The 18,363-nt window shown below is 48.6% G+C and carries 15 protein-coding genes; 7 read left to right on the top strand and 8 right to left on the bottom strand.

Annotated features, from left to right (window positions below):
* Nucleotides 1-94 precede the first annotated feature (94 nt).
* The 6 genes from QZ311_RS02730 to QZ311_RS02755 all read left to right on the top strand — a co-directional run bounded on the left by QZ311_RS02730 (nucleotide 95) and on the right by QZ311_RS02755 (nucleotide 9,969).
* Nucleotides 95-2,542, top strand: coding sequence for a glycosyl transferase (locus tag QZ311_RS02730; RefSeq protein ID WP_297063809.1), 2,448 nt, complete (start codon nucleotides 95-97; stop codon nucleotides 2,540-2,542).
* Nucleotides 2,543-2,640: 98 nt separating this feature from the next.
* Nucleotides 2,641-3,744, top strand: coding sequence for a glycosyl hydrolase (locus QZ311_RS02735; protein WP_297063628.1), 1,104 nt, complete (start codon nucleotides 2,641-2,643; stop codon nucleotides 3,742-3,744).
* A 74-nt stretch (nucleotides 3,745-3,818) separates the two neighbouring features.
* Nucleotides 3,819-4,988, top strand: coding sequence for a glycosidase (locus QZ311_RS02740; RefSeq protein ID WP_297063630.1), 1,170 nt, complete (start codon nucleotides 3,819-3,821; stop codon nucleotides 4,986-4,988).
* 135 nt (nucleotides 4,989-5,123) lie between these two features.
* A complete protein-coding gene (locus QZ311_RS02745; protein WP_297063631.1) occupies nucleotides 5,124-6,563 on the top strand; it encodes an MFS transporter in 1,440 nt (479 codons plus the stop codon).
* A gap of 12 nt (nucleotides 6,564-6,575) precedes the next feature.
* The gene (locus tag QZ311_RS02750; RefSeq protein WP_297063633.1) at nucleotides 6,576-7,805 is read left to right on the top strand and encodes an AGE family epimerase/isomerase; all 1,230 of its coding nucleotides are present in this window, start codon (nucleotides 6,576-6,578) and stop codon (nucleotides 7,803-7,805) included.
* Between the two features lie 310 nt (nucleotides 7,806-8,115).
* Entirely contained in the window at nucleotides 8,116-9,969 is a 1,854-nt protein-coding gene (locus QZ311_RS02755; protein WP_297063634.1) for a U32 family peptidase, read from the top strand.
* Between the two features lie 82 nt (nucleotides 9,970-10,051).
* Here QZ311_RS02755 and QZ311_RS02760 read toward each other — a convergent pair whose 3' ends face one another.
* The 8 genes from QZ311_RS02760 to QZ311_RS02795 form a co-directional block, all read right to left on the bottom strand.
* Nucleotides 10,052-10,423, bottom strand: coding sequence for a DMT family protein (locus QZ311_RS02760; RefSeq protein ID WP_297063636.1), 372 nt, complete (start codon nucleotides 10,421-10,423; stop codon nucleotides 10,052-10,054).
* Nucleotides 10,424-10,435: 12 nt separating this feature from the next.
* A complete protein-coding gene (locus QZ311_RS02765; protein WP_297063639.1) occupies nucleotides 10,436-11,965 on the bottom strand; it encodes a bifunctional UDP-sugar hydrolase/5'-nucleotidase in 1,530 nt (509 codons plus the stop codon).
* A gap of 216 nt (nucleotides 11,966-12,181) precedes the next feature.
* Entirely contained in the window at nucleotides 12,182-12,493 is a 312-nt protein-coding gene (locus tag QZ311_RS02770) for a DUF5053 domain-containing protein (RefSeq protein WP_297063641.1), read from the bottom strand.
* Nucleotides 12,494-12,752: 259 nt separating this feature from the next.
* Nucleotides 12,753-13,334: a radical SAM protein gene (locus QZ311_RS02775; protein WP_297063643.1), complete on the bottom strand. Its 582-nt coding sequence runs from the start codon at nucleotides 13,332-13,334 to the stop codon at nucleotides 12,753-12,755.
* 29 nt (nucleotides 13,335-13,363) lie between these two features.
* The gene (locus tag QZ311_RS02780) at nucleotides 13,364-13,696 is read right to left on the bottom strand and encodes a 6-carboxytetrahydropterin synthase (protein ID WP_297063645.1); all 333 of its coding nucleotides are present in this window, start codon (nucleotides 13,694-13,696) and stop codon (nucleotides 13,364-13,366) included.
* A gap of 13 nt (nucleotides 13,697-13,709) precedes the next feature.
* Nucleotides 13,710-15,179 carry an HD domain-containing protein gene (locus QZ311_RS02785; RefSeq protein ID WP_297063648.1) on the bottom strand — a complete coding sequence of 490 codons (1,470 nt, stop codon included), beginning with the start codon at nucleotides 15,177-15,179 and terminating at the stop codon, nucleotides 13,710-13,712.
* A 68-nt stretch (nucleotides 15,180-15,247) separates the two neighbouring features.
* Nucleotides 15,248-16,411 (bottom strand): Xaa-Pro peptidase family protein, encoded by a 1,164-nt coding sequence (locus QZ311_RS02790; protein ID WP_297063649.1) that lies wholly within the window; start codon nucleotides 16,409-16,411, stop codon nucleotides 15,248-15,250.
* An 89-nt stretch (nucleotides 16,412-16,500) separates the two neighbouring features.
* On the bottom strand, nucleotides 16,501-17,385 hold the full coding sequence (locus tag QZ311_RS02795) for an META domain-containing protein (protein ID WP_297063651.1): 885 nt from the start codon (nucleotides 17,383-17,385) through the stop codon (nucleotides 16,501-16,503).
* A 470-nt stretch (nucleotides 17,386-17,855) separates the two neighbouring features.
* Here QZ311_RS02795 and QZ311_RS02800 point away from each other — a divergent pair, with 470 nt between their 5' ends.
* Nucleotides 17,856-18,308, top strand: coding sequence for a dCMP deaminase family protein (locus tag QZ311_RS02800; protein ID WP_297063654.1), 453 nt, complete (start codon nucleotides 17,856-17,858; stop codon nucleotides 18,306-18,308).
* The last annotated feature ends 55 nt before the right edge of the window (nucleotides 18,309-18,363 follow it).

Raw genomic sequence — 18,363 nt, forward strand, 5'->3', positions numbered from 1 at the left:
TTCTTTGAGCCTTACCTGTCAACCCGTCACCGAACACTTTTCGCTAAATTTGTAAATCATTTTCAACTTGATTTACTAACTGAACTTACTTAGAATCCTGATTATGAAATACGGCTATTTTGATGACAAATCACGTGAGTATGTTATCACCGAACCACGCACTCCGTGGCCTTGGATTAACTATCTCGGCAATAAAGATTTTTTCTCTCTAATTTCAAACTCGGCCGGAGGCTATAGTTTCTATAAAGATGCTAAGTTCCGCCGTCTGACCCGTTATCGCTACAACGGTGTTCCAATGGATGCCGGTGGCCGTTATTTCTATATTAAAGATGGTGACACTATCTGGAATCCCGGATGGAAGCCTACCAAAACACCGCTTGATTCCTATGAATGCCGTCACGGTATGAACTATACTGTGATTAAAGGTGCGAAAAACGGACTTGAGGCGCGTGTCCTTTTCTTTGTTCCGCTTGACACTCATGCCGAGATTGCGAAACTGACTTTGACCAACAATACTGACCGGCCGAAATCGGTCAAACTTTTTTCGTTCATTGAATGGTGTCTTTGGAATGCTGCCACTGATATGGAGAATTTCCAACGAAACTTTTCGACAGGAGAGGTCGAGATTGACGGCTCGACCATCTATCATAAAACCGAGTATAAGGAGCGTCGCAACCACTACGCCTTTTACACGGTCAACACTCCGGTCGACGGTTTCGACACTGACCGAGAGACTTTCATCGGTCTCTACAACGGGTTTGACGAACCTGAGGCTGTGATTGAAGGGCGTCCGCGCAACTCTGTCGCTCACGGATGGTCGCCAATCGCTTCCCACTATCTTGAAATCACCCTTGCTCCCGGCGAGAGCCGCGACTATGTGTTTATGCTCGGCTACGTCGAGAATCCTCAGGATGAGAAGTGGGAGTCAAAAGGGGTGATTGACAAAACCCGTGCCCGCAGGATGATTGCCGAATTTGACACTCCTGAAAAAGTGGACAAGGCATTCGGTGAGTTGCGTGAGTACTGGGACAACCTTCTTGGCCGCTTCTCTCTCTCTTCGGGCGACTCACGCCTTGACCGCATGGTCAACATCTGGAATCAATACCAATGTATGATTACATTCTGCTTCTCGCGCTCGGCATCATTCTTCGAGAGTGGTATCGGACGTGGCATGGGTTTCCGCGATTCGAATCAGGATCTCGTCGGTTTTGTACATCAGATTCCTCAGCGGGCTCGTGAACGCATCATCGACATTGCCTCCACTCAGTTCCCCGACGGTGGATGCTACCATCAGTATCAGCCTCTCACCAAGCGTGGCAACAATGACATCGGTGGCGGTTTCAACGACGACCCGATGTGGCTGATTTTCGGTACGATTGCCTATCTCAAGGAAACAGGCGACTTCTCGATTCTTGAAGAACCTGTGCCATTCGACAATCAGAAGGGGTCGGAAGTGTCGCTTTTCGAACATCTGAAAGTATCGTTTGATCATGTAGTGGACAATCTCGGGCCTCACGGACTGCCGCTTATCGGACGTGCTGACTGGAATGACTGTCTTAATCTGAATTGCTTCTCAAATGACCCCAATGAATCTTTCCAGACCACAGAAAACAAGTCGGAAGGTTCTCAGGCCGAATCTCTCATGATTGCAGGACAATTCGTCATCTACGGGCATGACTACGTAGAGCTTTGCCGCCGTCTCGGCCACGACGAAGAGGCCGACCGTGCGCAGAAACATGTAGATGAGATGATTGAAGCCGTCAAGGCTTATGGCTGGGATGGCGAATGGTTTCTCAGAGCCTACGATTTCTTTGGACGGAAAGTTGGATCAAAGGAAAACAAGGAGGGAAAGATTTTCATTGAGTCGCAGGGATGGTGTACGATGGCCGGAATCGGTCTTGAGGAAGGCCTTGTTGAAAAGTCGCTTGACTCTGTGAAAAAGTATCTCGATTGCGAGCATGGGATTGTCCTGAATAACCCTGCGTTTACGGAATATGTCATGGAATATGGCGAAATTTCCACCTATCCTGCGGGATATAAGGAAAACGCCGGTATCTTTGCTCACAATAACCCGTGGGTAATAATAGGCGAGACTGTGCTTGGCCGTGGTGACCGGGCTTGGGAATACTATCAGAAGATCTGCCCGGCATATCTTGAAGAGAAAAGCGATCTCCATAAGGTTGAGCCGTATGTCTACTGTCAGATGACAGCCGGAAAAGACGCTGCCAAACCGGGTGAGGCTAAAAACTCATGGCTCACGGGAACTGCGGCATGGAACTGGTATGCGATTACTCAGTTTATTCTCGGCATCAAACCGACCTACGACGGACTGGAAATCAATCCTTGTATTCCTGCTTCATGGGATGGGTTTAAAGTTTCACGTAAATTCCGTGGCGCTGAATATGAGATAGAAATCAAGAATCCTTCACATCTCTGCCGTGGCGTTAAGCAGATTTCTGTCAATGGCTCGGCCGTGGAGGGTAATATCGTACCGATGCAGCCTGAAGGTTCGGTTTGCAGGGTTGAGGTTACACTTCAGTGACAGTGAAATAGAAAATAGAATTGGCGTATGGGTTGCTCTTGGCAAACAGCCTGCGTCTAATTTAAAAGTTATTTACGAAAAAATAAGATATTTAATTTATGAATTATGCTTCATGGATAAAGATGTCGGCAGTGCTTGCACTTGTTGGCTGTGGAAACGCTAAATCTGTCACGGAAGACCGTGCTGATGACGTTTCTGCTACGCCCGCGCAGGCCTTGATTGCACAACTGGACTCCGTAAGTCGTAGCGGCCGTTTTTATTTCGGACATCACGACGATACTGCCTATGGCCATACGTGGCAATATGCGGATGGCGCATCCGATGTGAAATCTGTAGTCGGGGCATATCCGGGACTTATGAGCTGGGATCTTGGCTTGATTGAGGTTGATTCGGTTCGTAATCTTGATGGTGTTCCGTTCGACTTCATTGCATCTGAAATTGCTAAACAGTATGCGCGTGGAGGTGTAAATGCGATAAGCTGGCATGCTCTCAATCCGATGAGCAATGGTGGTTCGTGGGACGTGAGTAAAGCTCCGCTCAGAAATTTGGAAACCGACAAGGCACTCTCGGATACGATGGATGTCTGGATTGCCCGTGTTGCTAAGTTTATCGGGGCTTTGCGTGATTCGGATGGCGTTTCTATTCCGGTGATATTCCGTCCATGGCATGAGAATTCCGGTTCTTGGTTCTGGTGGGGTGCTGAACACGGATCTCCCGAGCAATACAAAAATCTGTGGCGTCGAACTCGGCAGGTGTTTGATTCAATCGGTGTCGACAATGTTGTGTGGGCCTATTCTCCAGACAAGGATCTTACACGCGAACAATATTTCTCGACTTATCCCGGTGATGAGTATGTTGACATTCTCGGCACTGACATCTATCAGTTCGATGCCGAGAATGGAGCAGAAGAATATGCCGCACGAATCAGCTCGCAGTTGCCCTACGTGATTGAAGAGGCACGGAATAGAGGTAAGATTGCCGCATTTACCGAAACCGGGCTTGAAGGGCTTGGCGACAGCGATTGGTACACGACCGTATTGCTCCCTGCCATAAAGAATCTACCGATAGCCTATGTCTGTGTATGGCGCAATGCCATTGAGAGCGAGAAACCTCAGCATTTCTATGTGCCATATCCCGGTCATGAGTCAGAAGCCGACTTCAAGCAGTTTGCAGAGAAATCCAATGCTATTTTCGTCAAATAGCATGGTTTGTCATCTTTCCAAGGCTTGATGCTTTGTACTTAATACTTAAAACTTTGTACTTAATACTTGAATAAATGGATATATTCAATCACCGTAAAAATCTTATAATTTCGCGTTACGAAACATTGGTGACACGTCCCAATACTCCGATTGAAGGCAATGGTGTCTACGAGCGTTACGTCAATCCTGTCATAACCGCCGAGATGGTTCCTCCATATTGGAAATATGACTTTAATCCTGAAACAAACCCATATTTCATGGAGCGCATCGGTTGCAATGCCACCCTTAATTCAGGCGCAATCAAATGGAATGGCAAATACGTTTTGATGGTGCGCGTCGAGGGTAGTGACCGAAAGTCGTTTTTTGCTGTCGCCGAGAGTCCCAACGGCATTGATAATTTCCGTTTCTGGCCGCATCCGGTCACAATGCCCGACACGGATGATCCTGCGGTCAACGTCTATGACATGCGTCTGACTCAGCATGAGGACGGATGGGTGTATGGCCTCTTCTGTGTTGAACGCCATGATGATTCCAAGCCCGGCGACCTTTCAGCAGCCACAGCTGCATGCGGTATTGCCCGCACCCGCGACCTTGTCAACTGGGAGCGTCTTCCCGATCTCAAATCAAAGTCGCAGCAGCGCAACGTTGTGCTTCATCCTGAATTTGTCAATGGCAAGTATGCTCTCTACACTCGTCCGCAGGATGGTTTCATCGACACCGGAAGCGGCGGTGGCATAGGCTGGGGGCTCGTCGACGATATTACCAACGCAGAAGTAAAGGACGAAATCATCATCGATAAGCGTTATTATCACACCATCAAGGAAGTCAAGAATGGTGAAGGTCCTCACCCCATCAAGACCTCACGCGGCTGGCTTCACTTGGCTCATGGTGTAAGAGGCTGTGCCTCCGGACTCCGCTATGTGCTGTATCTCTACATGACATCGCTTGAAGAACCTTGGAAGAAGATTGCATCGCCCGGCGGTTACTTCATGGCGCCTGTCGGAGAGGAATATATCGGTGATGTGATGAATGTCCTGTTTGCCAACGGCTGGATTGCCGATGAGGATGGAAAGGTGTTTATCTACTATGCTTCGTCGGATACACGTATGCACGTGGCTACTTCGACTGTTGACCGTCTGGTAGATTACTGCCTCAACACTCCGCAGGACGGCCTTTCGACCTCAGAATCTGTCAAGACTCTCAACGAGTTGATTGACAGGAATCTTCTGATTATTGACAAATGAAGCATAATTTGAATAATGAAGTGAAGGAAATTTGATTTCCAAAGCCCACGGCACTGTGAATTATGGCAGTGTCGCGGGCTTTATCTCCATTAAATCCTTAATTTTAATACACACAACCTTATCCTAAAACTAAAAATGGCTTCTATTAGTGAAAAAATAGGCTATGGCTTCGGCGACATGGCATCGTCCATGTTCTGGAAAGTCTTCAGCTACTATCTGCCGTTCTTCTATGCCAATGTTTTCGGCATAAGTCTGGTTGACACCGGAATACTATTGCTCGTGACGCGTATCTGGGATGCTGTGTCAGACCCCATGATGGGAATTGTCGCAGACCGTACAAAGACCCGCTGGGGTAAATATCGTCCTTATCTGCTTTGGGTTGCCGCTCCGTTTTCGATTTGCGGAATCCTGCTCTTCACAACTCCTGACTGGGGGTATGGTGCGAAACTTGTGTGGGCATATGTCACTTATATTCTGATGATGACAGTCTATACCGGCATCAATGTCCCCTATGGAGCGATGCTCGGTGTGATGACTGATAATTCTCAGGAAAAGACCGTATTTTCTTCTTTCAGAATGTTTTTCGCCTATGGCGGTTCATTCATAGCCCTCTTTGCGTGGGATCCTCTGTGTAAATTCTTCTCTGGCGAAGCCGGAATGTCACTTCAGTCGAGCTGGCAGTTCTCCATGATAGTTATTGCAGTCTGCTGTTTCATTCTCTTCCTCCTCTGTTTCAAATTCACGCGCGAACAGTTGACCACCGTAAGTTCCGCGTCTCTCGGCAATGACCTCAAGGCACTTCTGACCAACAAACCGTGGTGGCTGCTCAACGGAGCATCGCTATGTTTCAACCTTTTCAACACAGTCCGTGGAGCGACAGTGGCATTTTTCTTTGCCGATGTTATCGGTGGTGAGCAGCACATCGCGATTTTTTCACTGTCGCTGCTCTTCTATTCTGGCCTTTTCCTCGGTGTCGGTGAGGTTGCCAATATGATTGGTGTCGCATTGGCTGTGCCGATTACAAAAAAAGTAGGTAAAAAGCCAACGTTTATAATGGTGGATGCGCTGCTGATTGTGTTCAGTGTCGTTTTCTTTATGCTTTCTCCATCGACGAATGCCGGATTGCTCCTGATGCTTCTTCTGCAGATTGTGATTTCTGTACTGACCGGAGTCATGTCACCTCTCGTCTGGTCAATGTATGCGGATGTCAGTGATTATTCCGAACTGAAGACCAAGTCTGCATCTACCGGGCTAATCTTCTCATCGGCATCTATGGCCCAGAAGTTTGGCGGTGCGATTGGCGGTGCTTCTGTCATGTGGCTTCTCAGTGCCTGCGGCTATGTGGAGCGGTCGGATGCAAACGCATCGCTATCGATTCAGCAGCCTGAAAGTGCGATTACATGTCTGTGGATGCTGATGACATTTATTCCTGCCGGTGTGGCCTTGCTTTCGATGTTGATAGTGTGGCTTTATCCTCTTGGCACTAAGGAAATGAATGAAATCGTGGATCGCCTTCGCGAACAGCGTAAGAATCCTGTGGTTATAACAAAAGATGAATTTGTCGAACCTGTTTAAAGACAGTTGTAAATGGACAAAACTAAATTTCGTCAGGAACTGCTTGACAATCTGACTCGAAACATCCTTCCTTATTGGATGGACAAAATGGCTGATCCGCGCGGAGGTTTCTATGGCCGTCGCGACGGAAACGACTCTCTTTATGTCGAAGCGCCCAAAGGTGCGATACTCAATGCCCGCATCCTATGGAGTTTCTCTGCTGCATATATCGCGACCGGAAAACCTGAATATCTTGCAATGGCAACTCGTGCCTGTGACTATATCAGAGACCATTTCATTGACCGTGAGTTTGGTGGGGCATACTGGAGTGTGAATGCCGACGGAAGTCCGCTCGACACCAAGAAGCAGTTTTATGCCATAGCTTTTATTATCTATGGCCTTGCCGAATACTATCGCGCATGTCGTGATGAGGATGCTTTGCAGTTGGCTCTTGAACTGTTCGATTCGATAGAGAACCATTCGCGCGACATGGAAAAAAACGGATATATCGAGGCTACTACACGGGAGTGGTTGCCCATAGCCGACATGCGTCTGAGCGATCATGATGCAAATGCGTCAAAGACAATGAATACGCATCTCCATATTCTCGAAGGATACACCAATCTGCTTCGTGCGCTCAAAGAAAAGCGGGCGCGTGGAGAGAGCGGCATTGATGGCGAGATAGGCCGTGTTGAGGAAGCGACTGTCAATCTGCTCGATGTTTTCCTTGAAAGGATTGAAGACAGCAAGACACATCATCTGACTCTTTTTTTCGATGACGATTGGCACGCGCAGCCGGGTGCGGAAAGTTATGGACATGACATCGAGGCCTCATGGCTGCTGCTTGAAAGCGCCCATGTGGTCGGGGACGATGCCCTCACTGCTAAGACGCTCGACCACACATTCCACATCGCTTTCGCCGGACTTCAGGGTCGGTGTCATGACGGGTCGATGGTCTATGAGCGTCATCCGGCCGGAAACTACGACAATGACAAGCATTGGTGGGTGCAGGCAGAGAATGTGATAGGGCAGCTTTGGCTTGCACGTTTCCACGGTCTTCCGGAGCAGGCTGACAAGGCATATGAATCATGGCGATATATAGCAGACAATATTGTTGATAACGAAGGTGGCGAATGGCACTGGTCACGACGGTCGGTCGACGGCTCTGTCAACCGCACCGATGACAAAGCCGGATTCTGGAAATGCCCATATCATAATTCACGAATGTGCATAGAGGCCGTCAGGGTTCTCGATGCACTATAGTGTGAGCTGTAGGCATAGAATAAAAAACCTCAGAAAAGATATGCGATTTAGATGTGAATATCTTTTCTGAGGTTTTTATTTCGATGTATCCGTGTTATTCGTTTTTCCGACAATAATCAGCCGTCTTCCGACGTTAATGTATAATCGGAAAAGAAAAAGTGCCCTGCGCCACTCTTCACGAGCCGACGCAGAGCATATAATCAAAAAGCTAATTCTATTACGTTGTATGCCTTTTTGACTCGACAAAACTCCGAAGGTTTAATCATAACTACGTGATTTTAACTCTGTTTAACATTTATGAGCCATAACTATGAGCAAAATAACCGCAACTCCTCTCGAACTTCTTGCCCCTGCCCGTAATGCCGACATTGCCATTGCCGCTATAAGTGCCGGGGCAGATGCAGTCTATATAGGGGCATCGAGTCATGGTGCGCGTCATGCCGCGGCCAACTCGGTTGATGATATTGCCCGTGCAGTCGATTTTGCCCATAAGTTTAATGCAAAGATTTTTGCTACGGTCAATACGGTCATCTATGACAGCGAGCTTGCATCGGTCGAGCGGCTGATTCGTGAATTATACCGTGTAGGGGTCGATGCGCTTATCGTTCAGGACATGGCTGTCCTTCGCATGGATATTCCTCCGATTGAGTTGCATGCCAGCACGCAATGCGACATCCGCGATGTTGCCAAAGCCCGTTTTCTCGCCGATGTTGGTTTCTCCCGTCTTGTTCTCGCGCGTGAACTCTCGCTGAAAGAAATATCAGAAATCCATGCTGCTGTCCCCGGAACTCCTCTTGAGGCTTTCATCCACGGTGCTCTTTGCGTCAGCTACAGTGGCGATTGCCGTGCAAGTTTCGCTTCTACCGGCCGGAGTGCGAACAGGGGTGAATGTGCGCAAATCTGTCGCTTGCCTTTTGATCTTGTTGATTCTACGGGTCGAGCCATTGTCAGGGGTAAGCATCTGCTTTCATTGCGCGACCTCAACCGTTCGACGGCTATTCCTGACATGGTTCATGCCGGTGTCAGCTCTTTTAAAATCGAGGGCCGTCTGAAGGACGAGGTATATGTGAAGAATACGGTTGGTGCTTATAGCCGTATTCTCGACCGTTTTGTAAGTGAGAGTGACGGCCGGTATGTGCGTCAGTCGGCCGGTGCGGTACGTCTCGGTTTCAATCCATCGCTCGACAAAAGTTTCAACCGTGGGTTTACTCCTTATTTCCTTTCGGGGAAAGCTCCGGCCAAAGGAATGGCATCGATTTCTTCGCCTAAGGCTATAGGCCTTAAAGTTGGAGTAGTGACTGACTGCAAGCCAAAGGTCATCACTGCAAGGCTTAGCGAGAATCTTGCCAATGGCGACGGACTTGGTTATTTTAATGCTGCCGGTCTGTTCAACGGTTTCCGTCTGAACAGGGTTGACGGTAACAGGCTTTTCCCTGCAACCCCTCAGTCGATTCCGGCCGGAACGGTGCTTTATCGCAACCGGGACAAGAGTTTTGATGACAGCATTGAGGCTGCCAAGACTTCGCGAACGCTCTCTGTTGACATGGCTCTTCACGTTGTCGGGCCTGAGCTGATTTCGCTTGAGATGACCGACGAGCGCGGGTGTTCAGCCGCAGTGACAGCCTGCGTGCCGCCACTTGATAATGCTGTAACTCCACAGGAAGCGCCCCGTCGCCGCATACTTGACAAACTTGGAGGCACGGCCTATCGTGCCGGGCGTATTGTCGACCTTGCAGGAAGCCTCTTTATCCCGGCATCCGTCCTGACAGCTTTACGGCGTGACTGTCTTGATGCTCTTGAGCGAGCTTCAAGAGCAACCTACCGCTACACCTACCGTTTGCCTGAGAAGTTTGACGTGCCTTTGCCCTATGGTGAGTCCCTGACCGTACATGACAATGTCGCAAACCGTCTTGCACGTGAGTTCTACATCTCACATGGCGCTAAGAATATAGTTCCTGCGATTGAAATAGCGAAAGGGCCATTGCGTGAAGCCGGAGAACCTGTCATGACCACACGCTATTGTCTGCGTCGAGAACTCGGGAAATGTCTGAAAGATGGAGGCGGTAAAGATTGGAAAGCTCCATTGACACTCGTCAGCGGACAGACGAGACTCAGGGTTGAGTTTGATTGCAAGGCATGCCGGATGAATTTATATAATGAATAACATATCAGCACCCCGAAAGTCGTAAAAACAGACTTTCGGGGTGCTGATATGTTTATGAGTTATTGTTTGAACAGTTCTGTGCTTATTCCATAAAGACGAGATAGACTGCTGCTACGAGGAGTCCGAACGCAAGGAAGTGGTTCCATTGCAAGGATTCACCTTTGAAAAGCACGATTGCAAACACAGAGAATACGAGTAGGGATATCACCTCCTGCATGACCTTTAGCTGTATCAGTGAAAACTGACCGCCGTTCTGAGTGAAGCCGTAGCGGTTTGCCGGAACCATAAAGCAATATTCAAGCAATGCTACTCCCCATGATGCCAGTATTATCCATATCAGGGGTGTATGTGAGGAGATGACCTTCATTTCAGAGAGTTTCAGCTGCCCGTACCAAGCGAGAGTCATGAAGATATTTGATACGACAAGTAGTCCGACCGTTAGCCATCCGTTCATAATCCGATACTTTTAGAAGCTTCTCATTCGTTGTGTTTTGTCGGGATTGGCAAGGAGATTGTCGAGCTTCCCGGCTGCGATATAGTCGATAAGTATCTGATAGAGCACCTCAGGGCTACGCGAGATTATGACTCCGCGTTTCAGCGGTTCCATATAGTCATTTCCGGCAGCAAGGTAGTCAATGGTAGCAAGACGATATGTCTTGTCCGGGTTGATTGGCTTGCCGTCGATTGTGGCGCTGTTGATTTTTTTTGTAGCCGGGTCGTAGAGGACATTTACGTTTCCGCTCACGCCATTGCCGTCTTGTGCGGCCATGATGCCGAAATTTTCAAGAAGGTCGCTGCCTTTGATGTCCATGACAACGATTGAATTGTCGAACGGTGCGATGTCAATGACCTCGCCTTGAGTAATAGTCCCGGCAGCAAGACTGTTGCGGATTCCGCCCTTGTTCATAATGGAGAGGTCCACAGGTTTGCCACACAATTCCGAGCCGCGTGTTTTTACGAAGTCGCTCAGGAGGTTGAGCATTTCGCTTGACTTGCGCTCATATTCAAATGGCGATGAGCCGATTTCCTTTGAGCGCATTTCGGCAACTTGCTGGCGGTAGGGGGATATGATTTCCTCGATGGCCGGGTCTGTGCGGTCATCAAGTCGTTTGTCTACGGGGATTAAGCGTGCTTTCACCTGCTTGGTGTTGAGGTCAATGTCTATTTCTCCGAGATTCACGCCGCTTGAGCCGGTCTGCAATACTGAGATTGTGTCGCCGGCGGCATTCGCTATACGCCATGTCGGGACTCCGCTGCGGGTGTCGTTGGGATCGACGACGGTGTGGGAGTGGCCACCTATTATAATGTCGATGTCGCGTGAATTGCGGGCGATGTCCGTATCGCTGTAGCCCGGTTCGTTGTCATAGCCAATATGTGTTACGGCTATAACCATGTCTGCGCCTTCGGCTTTAAGACGCGCAGCTTCTTCATTGGCAGCCTTGATGCCGTCGATATACTTGACTCCCTTATAGTTTTCTTCGCTGACGATTCCTGCAGGGTCAAGGTTGATTCCGATAAACCCGATGGTCTTGTCTCCGACCTTACGCATGACAGCGGGGACAAACATTCCGTCAAGCGCACTGCCTGTGAAATCGTAATTGGTGCTGAGGCGGTTGGCATTCAGCTGTTTCCATTCCTTGGCAAGCTGTTCCATTCCCTTGTCAAACTCATGGTTTCCGAGAATCTGGATGTCGTAGCCGAGTGCATTCATCAGTTTGCGCTCGACTTCGCCGCCGAATAGGGTGTAGTAGAGCGACCCCTGTACGGCATCGCCGGCATCAATGAGCATTACATTCTCGTGTTCGCCGCTCACACTGTCAATCAGGACCTTGCGTCTGGCAACTCCGCCCATGTCATGGCGGTCAGGATCGATGGCAGAATGGGTGTCATTGGTATGGAGAATGACAAGATGGTCGCTATCCTTGTGACTTGCACAGCCACAAGTGAGCCATAGAGAGGCGACAGCTCCTATGATAAACAGTTTGTTGAATTTCATATTCGGACAAAAAATAGTTAGTCTCTACAAAATTAATAATTAATCTTCGAATAAAGTTCATTTAAACCATACATATTTAATGCCTTATAAATAGGTAGAGGTTACGGATGAGAAACAGACGTGAAAGATTTTTATTTTAAGACAGATTGCATTTACATATCTTCCGACATATAAATGTATAAGACAAAAGACTCAGCCAGTGTGAACCGTTTGCTTTCATTCTGCATTGTCAATTTCATCAGCGTGTGCGATAAGTCGTTTTGCAATATCACGAAAAGCTTCCGCTAATTGATGAGATTCTTCAGGGGAAAAACTGCGTTCCTTGTCACATACGGTCACCCCATGCAGTTTCTGTGAAAACCATCCATGCGTCTTCCTGAAGTATTGCTTTGCAAGTGCAGTCTTGTTAATCAATCCTTCCAAATCAAGAAATGCGGTAAATATTGCACCTTCCTTAAAAAGAAGGGTTTCGTCTCTGTGTTTTTCCGCTAATTCTGGGTTGTAAAATTTCCGTTTACCTAAATACATGTTTTTGTAAATTGCTAAGAGGATAAATTATTAATAGAATACTACAAAGGTAGTAATAAAGTTATTAATAACAAATGTTAGATAGATGAAAATTTTATGTTATATGATACAAAAAACACGCCAATCAGATGGCTGATATCTGTTTTCGGCCAAAGATATTCATGTTTGACTGAAAATTGAGAAAATGAACACTGCATGATAGCGCCTTTAGACAGAAACGCTATCATGCAGTGTTCATTTTATTTTTTTCAATATTATTTTACTGAATATCGATAAGTTTGTGGGTCTGGAGTGAGAGCCGCCAGTGGGGATGGGCGAGTATATAGGCTACGGTATCGGCTGTGTTCGAGCCACCTTCGTAGCGAGGTGAGCTGCATGGCTGGAGAAAGTAGTGCATTGCAGGCAGAGCGTTGGCAAGGGCCTCGACATCCTGTCCTTCGTAGACGACTTTGAGTTCGTCGATGGTGCGCAGTTTGACCTCGCACTCACCGATGGCATTACCTTTGGGCGAGCATGTCACCCAGTCGATTCCTTCGGGAAGGCGACGAGTGCCGTTGGTCTCGATCTGGATGAAAAAGCCTTCGTCGTGGAGCATGTCGATGAGCATAGTGTCAAGCTGTAGCGAAGGTTCTCCACCTGTGATGACAATGTGGCGTGACGGATATGACTTCACTTTCTCAACAATGTCGGCAGGCGACATGAGGGTAAATTCCTCGTGGCGCGTGTCGCAGAATCCACATTTTAGATTGCAGCCGCTGAAGCGCAGAAACACCGCCGGAGTCCCGGTGAAATATCCTTCGCCCTGAAGTGAATAGAAAATTTCGTTGATGCGATAGCTCATGATTGATTGCGATTTTTCACTTATAACAGTCAGTCGACTTCATAGCTTGCGGTATTACCCTCGCTTTCCTGCACATCGACACGGTAGCAATTCGGAATCTGTTCGCATATCCAGCGGGCGATGTTTTCGGCTGTCGGATTGAAGGGTAGCAGTTCGTTGAAATTACCGTGGTCGAGATAGGATGTGATACGCTCCTTTATATGGCTGAAATCGACAACCATCCCGTCGGCGTTGAGTTCGCGCGAACGGCAATGGACGGTCACAATCCAGTTGTGGCCGTGGAGACGCGAGCATTTGCTCTCGTATGAAAGTTGCAGGCTGTGACAGCCGGCAAGTTCAAATCGTTTGGTTATATAGTACATTGGTCAGTCGTGATTAGTTGTCATTTGTCTTGTCAGGCTCTTTTGAGGCCGGACTGGCGCTCAAGGGATAGAGTCCATGTTCGGCGGCGACCTTTAGCATCAGGGCGTGGGCCTCGTCATAGTCATTGTGGATGATTCCGTCGAGTATGGCGTTTTTTATGGCGCTCTTGATAGCCCCGATTACCGGGCCTCCGGTGATGCCGAACGTCTCCATGATTTCATTGCCGTCGACCGGCGGTTTGAAATTGCGGATGTGGTCGCGCTCGTTAAGGTCGATCATCTTGTGGCGGACAAGAGTGAAATTCTCAAGAATGCGGCGGACTTTTTCCTGATTCTTTGATGTGATGTCGGCTTCACAAAGGGTCATGAGATCCTCAAGGTCGTCGCCGGCATCATGGATGAGACGACGGACGGCCGAGTCGGTCACCTCGTCCTCCACCAAGGCTATCGGGCGCATGTGGAGCTCGACGAGTTTGGCCACATATTTCATTTTAGTGTCCTGAGGCAATCGCATGCGGCGGAAAATCCTCGGGACCATTTTTGCTCCGATGAAATTATGGTTGTGGAAAGTCCATCCGAGCTTGTCGTCCCAGCGTTTTGTGACTGGCTTTGCGATGTCGTGCATAAGCGCGCCCCAGCGCAGCCAGACATTGTCGCTCTTTTCGGCCACGTTGTCAAGGACGGCGAGTGTGTGATAGAAATTATCCTTATGTCCGCGTCCCTTGACGACATCCACGCCCTTCATGGCAGCAAGTTCCGGGAAAATCAGTGCGAGCAATCCTGATTTGAGCAGCAGATCCCATCCGGTCGAGGGGCGTGGCGAGCGCATGATTTTCATAAGTTCGTCGACTATGCGCTCGTGTGAAATGATTTTTATCCGCTGTGCGTTGCGTCTGATGGCCTCGAATGTCTCGGGAAATATGGTGAAGTTGAGCTGAGTGGCAAAACGGATGGCGCGCATCATGCGTAGCGGATCGTCGCTGAATGTCACGTCCGGGTCGAGCGGAGTGCGCAGGATACGTCTCTCCATGTCGCCGAGTCCGTCAAACATATCGATAAGTTCGCCGAATCCGTTGCGGTTGATGCGTATGGCAAGGGCGTTTACCGTAAAGTCGCGCCGGGAAAGATCTTCTTCAAGAGTGCCGTCCTCGACCACAGGTTTGCGCGAATTGCGGTCGTATGATTCACGGCGCGCGCCGACGAATTCAAGTTCGATGTCACGACGCTTCACCTGTGCAGTCCCGAAATTGCGGAATACGCTCAGGTGGGTTCCTTTGCCGAGATTTTCAGCGACTATTTCGGCGAGTTCGATTCCACTCCCCACGGTGACAAAATCAATGTCTTTCGACGGACGTTCAAGGAAGAGGTCGCGCACGCATCCGCCCACTGCATAACATGGGCGGTTTATTGAATCTGCTGCATCACCGATGGTGTGGAAAAGCGGTTTGTCAAGCTGTGTTACTACTTTGTCTAATGACTGCATCTCTGTTGTTATGGTATTTAATGGCCGTGATGATTGCCGGACAGGTGTCGGATGGCGCTTTCCGCGGTCTAAACGTCGAAATAAGAAATCTCCTCTGGCGCAGGTGTGAGGCACTCTATGTGGTCGGCATGGACCGCATATGTGTTTTCGATACCGACAGCCCCGGTGTGGGGGATGACGAATTTCGGTTCGAGAGCTATGACATTGCCTTCGGCTATAATGTCGCGGCTGCGTGGCGCGATGACCGGGGTCTCATTGATTTCGATGCCTACTCCATGACCGATGAAACCGGCATGCTGCCTGTGGCCCATGTAGTAAGATGATAGTCCGCGTTCCTTTACCATTTCCTCGGCTTTTGCATAGAGATCCTTGGCAAGAGCGCCGGGACGCATCATGTCGCAGAGCGTATGGTGGATGTCGATGGAGCATTTATGGGCTTCGATGGCAAGCGGTGAAATCTCGCCTAATGCAAAAACGCGGGTCATGTCGGTCATGTATCCGTTGAAATTGCCGTTCATATCGACCATGACGGTGCAGCCCGGCTTTATGGGTGTGCCGCATGCTCCGACCGGAAGTGACGGGTCGAGGCCTGCTCCTCCCATGGCAAAATCGTAGGGGGAAGGCGCATCGGCATTGTCGCCGACAAGCACATTGCCCATGTGAAGTTCCATTGAGTCACCGCTGATGCGGAATTGACCGAGACAGCCTTCGAGACGGCTGACGCGCTCGATTTCGACCTGTAGTTCCATGTCGGTCATCCCGGCCTGAAAGAGGTGCGGGATGCGGCTGTAGACGTGGACATGCTTGATGCCCGAACGGCGTATCTTGTCAATCTGTGCGGCAGTTTTCACCGCACGAGCACGACGCATCACTGCCGATGCGTTTTTCAGTTCGCTTTCAGGAAAAATGTTTTTGAGGCGGACGGCTGAGGAATAGGGGAGCACGTCGAGCTCGAGCCCGATGGCTTCAGGGACATTTAGCCCGATTGACGAAGCTATCTCCTCAGGTTTGCGTATGTAGACCACACCGTCGCCTTCAAGCGCCACCGGACGGCGGATGAAGAACATCACCGGGCCTTCGAGCGGAATGTAGATATAGCCGTCAAATACACGGCCCGTTACATAATATTTGTTGGCATTATCAGAGATGAGCAGAGCCGGGATGCCCGGTTCTGCCATCTGAGATTTTATATGGTCGATGCGGCGCTTGAACTCGTCGCGGTCAATTAACATTAGCTTGTGCTGGTCAACTGGTTGCATCGTATGTTGGTGAATTAAAACAGTTTGTCGGAATTTATAAAAGATATTGATTGCCGTGGGGTTTAGTCTTCACCGACCTGATCCGGTGAGATACGAATCAGGGTGAGCAATGGTTGTCCGTTCGCACCTTTCATGATAGCCTGATCCGATGATGCGCCCTCAACACAGGTGTCGACCTGTTCGAGCGCAAGGATGAATGCCTGTTCTGTCGCGATTGCCGGGCAGGTCATTCTTGTAGTGGCGATGTCCTTGAATTCGATGCCGTCACCCTTGTCGAGCTTGACCACAATCGCACCGTTGAGTATGTTGCAGCCTGCGTTACCGTGAATCTTGCATTCGTCAATGTCGATTACGACTTTGATGGCTGTATTGGCCGGGACAGGTGTGCCCTGAATGGTTGTCACCTGCCATGCTCCGTTAAGGAACGACAGGTTTCTCTTGCGGAGAGTCATGACAGTGTTGCCTGTCGATGAATTCAGTACGATTGTGTTGGCATCGACCACGCTGTAGGATTTTACGTCGTCAATGGCTTTGTTCATAGCAGTCTCGTAAGGAGCATCGTGGCAGGCTTTGAGCGAGGTAAGGAATTCGCCGTTTGGTTCAAGTTTGCTTCCTTGTACAATCCATGAGCCGTTGAGATAGTTGCATCCGTTGAATGCTATGACCATAATGGCCGTTTTTGCGTCGGGGATGGCTTTAAAGGTTATCTGAGGATGGTTGTCGCCGTTGATGACAACCTTCTGTCCATTGATGGCGGTGACTGCCCAGCTTCCGAGGAGTGGAGCAATCTGAGCTTCATCATAAGAAGATATGGTAGAGTTCACAGGTGTTGTTTTTACTGTTGAGTTAGAATCAGATGCGGTTATGCCGGATTTTTTTACAGTTCCACAGCCGCTGACTAACGCGGTGATGGCAATGGCTGATGCAAATAGTGAAACAAATTTCATGATTACAAAATTTTTTTGTTAGTTATTGAGGAGAATGAAACCTTGGATGATTTCGCCAACCGTATGGCTATGTTTTAATATGACAGCCTTGCTGGACTAAAGTTTAAACGATTGAGCCCTTCGGTTTGTGCGAATCCTTGTGGAAGAATTGATACAAAAGGCAATTCATAATCATTTATCTCACAAAAGTAGTCAATTTCCCAAACATACACAAAACCGCTTTTTCGTTGTGTTTGAAAATTGAGTGTGACCGGATTCGGCTTTCGGTTTAGCGATGACTACAGCTATGTTTACAGACGCAATGGCCTGACAGTAAAAAGGAGTCGCGAAGATATATCATGGTATATGTGGTATATATTGTCGCGACACTGAAATTTGCACAAATTTATAGACAAGTGTGTAATATTTTGATATGAAATGTGCCACAATATAATAATTCTCACTAACTTTGCAGCATAAAATAAACCAGAATGGAACATAACGGTAAGCAGGAATTGCTCGATAGACGTTATCTGCGCATGGCTCGTATCTGGGCTGAAAATTCATATTGCGAACGTCGCAAGGTCGGGGCACTCATGGTCAAGGAACGCACGATAATTTCCGACGGCTTCAATGGAACTCCCGCCGGATTTGAGAATGTCTGTGAAGATGCCGATGGCCTTACTAAAACATATGTGCTTCATGCCGAGGCTAATGCAATCACTAAGGTTGCGCGTTCAAACAATTCGGCCGAAGGTTCGACTCTCTATGTGACCGCTTCACCATGTCTTGACTGTGCGAAACTTATCATTCAATCCGGAATAAAAAGAGTGGTCTATAATGAACTTTATCGAATCACCGACGGTATAGACCTCCTAAAAAGAGCCGGTGTCGATTGCTGTCATATCCCTGATGCATGTCCGGCTGTTGAATCCGGTGTCTGATATTCTGTTCCGATGATTTGTGTTCGCGTTCTGCATTTTTTAAGTATCTGTCAAA

It is taken from the genome of uncultured Duncaniella sp. (assembly GCF_910578445.1).
In the GTDB taxonomy this organism is placed as follows: domain Bacteria; phylum Bacteroidota; class Bacteroidia; order Bacteroidales; family Muribaculaceae; genus Duncaniella.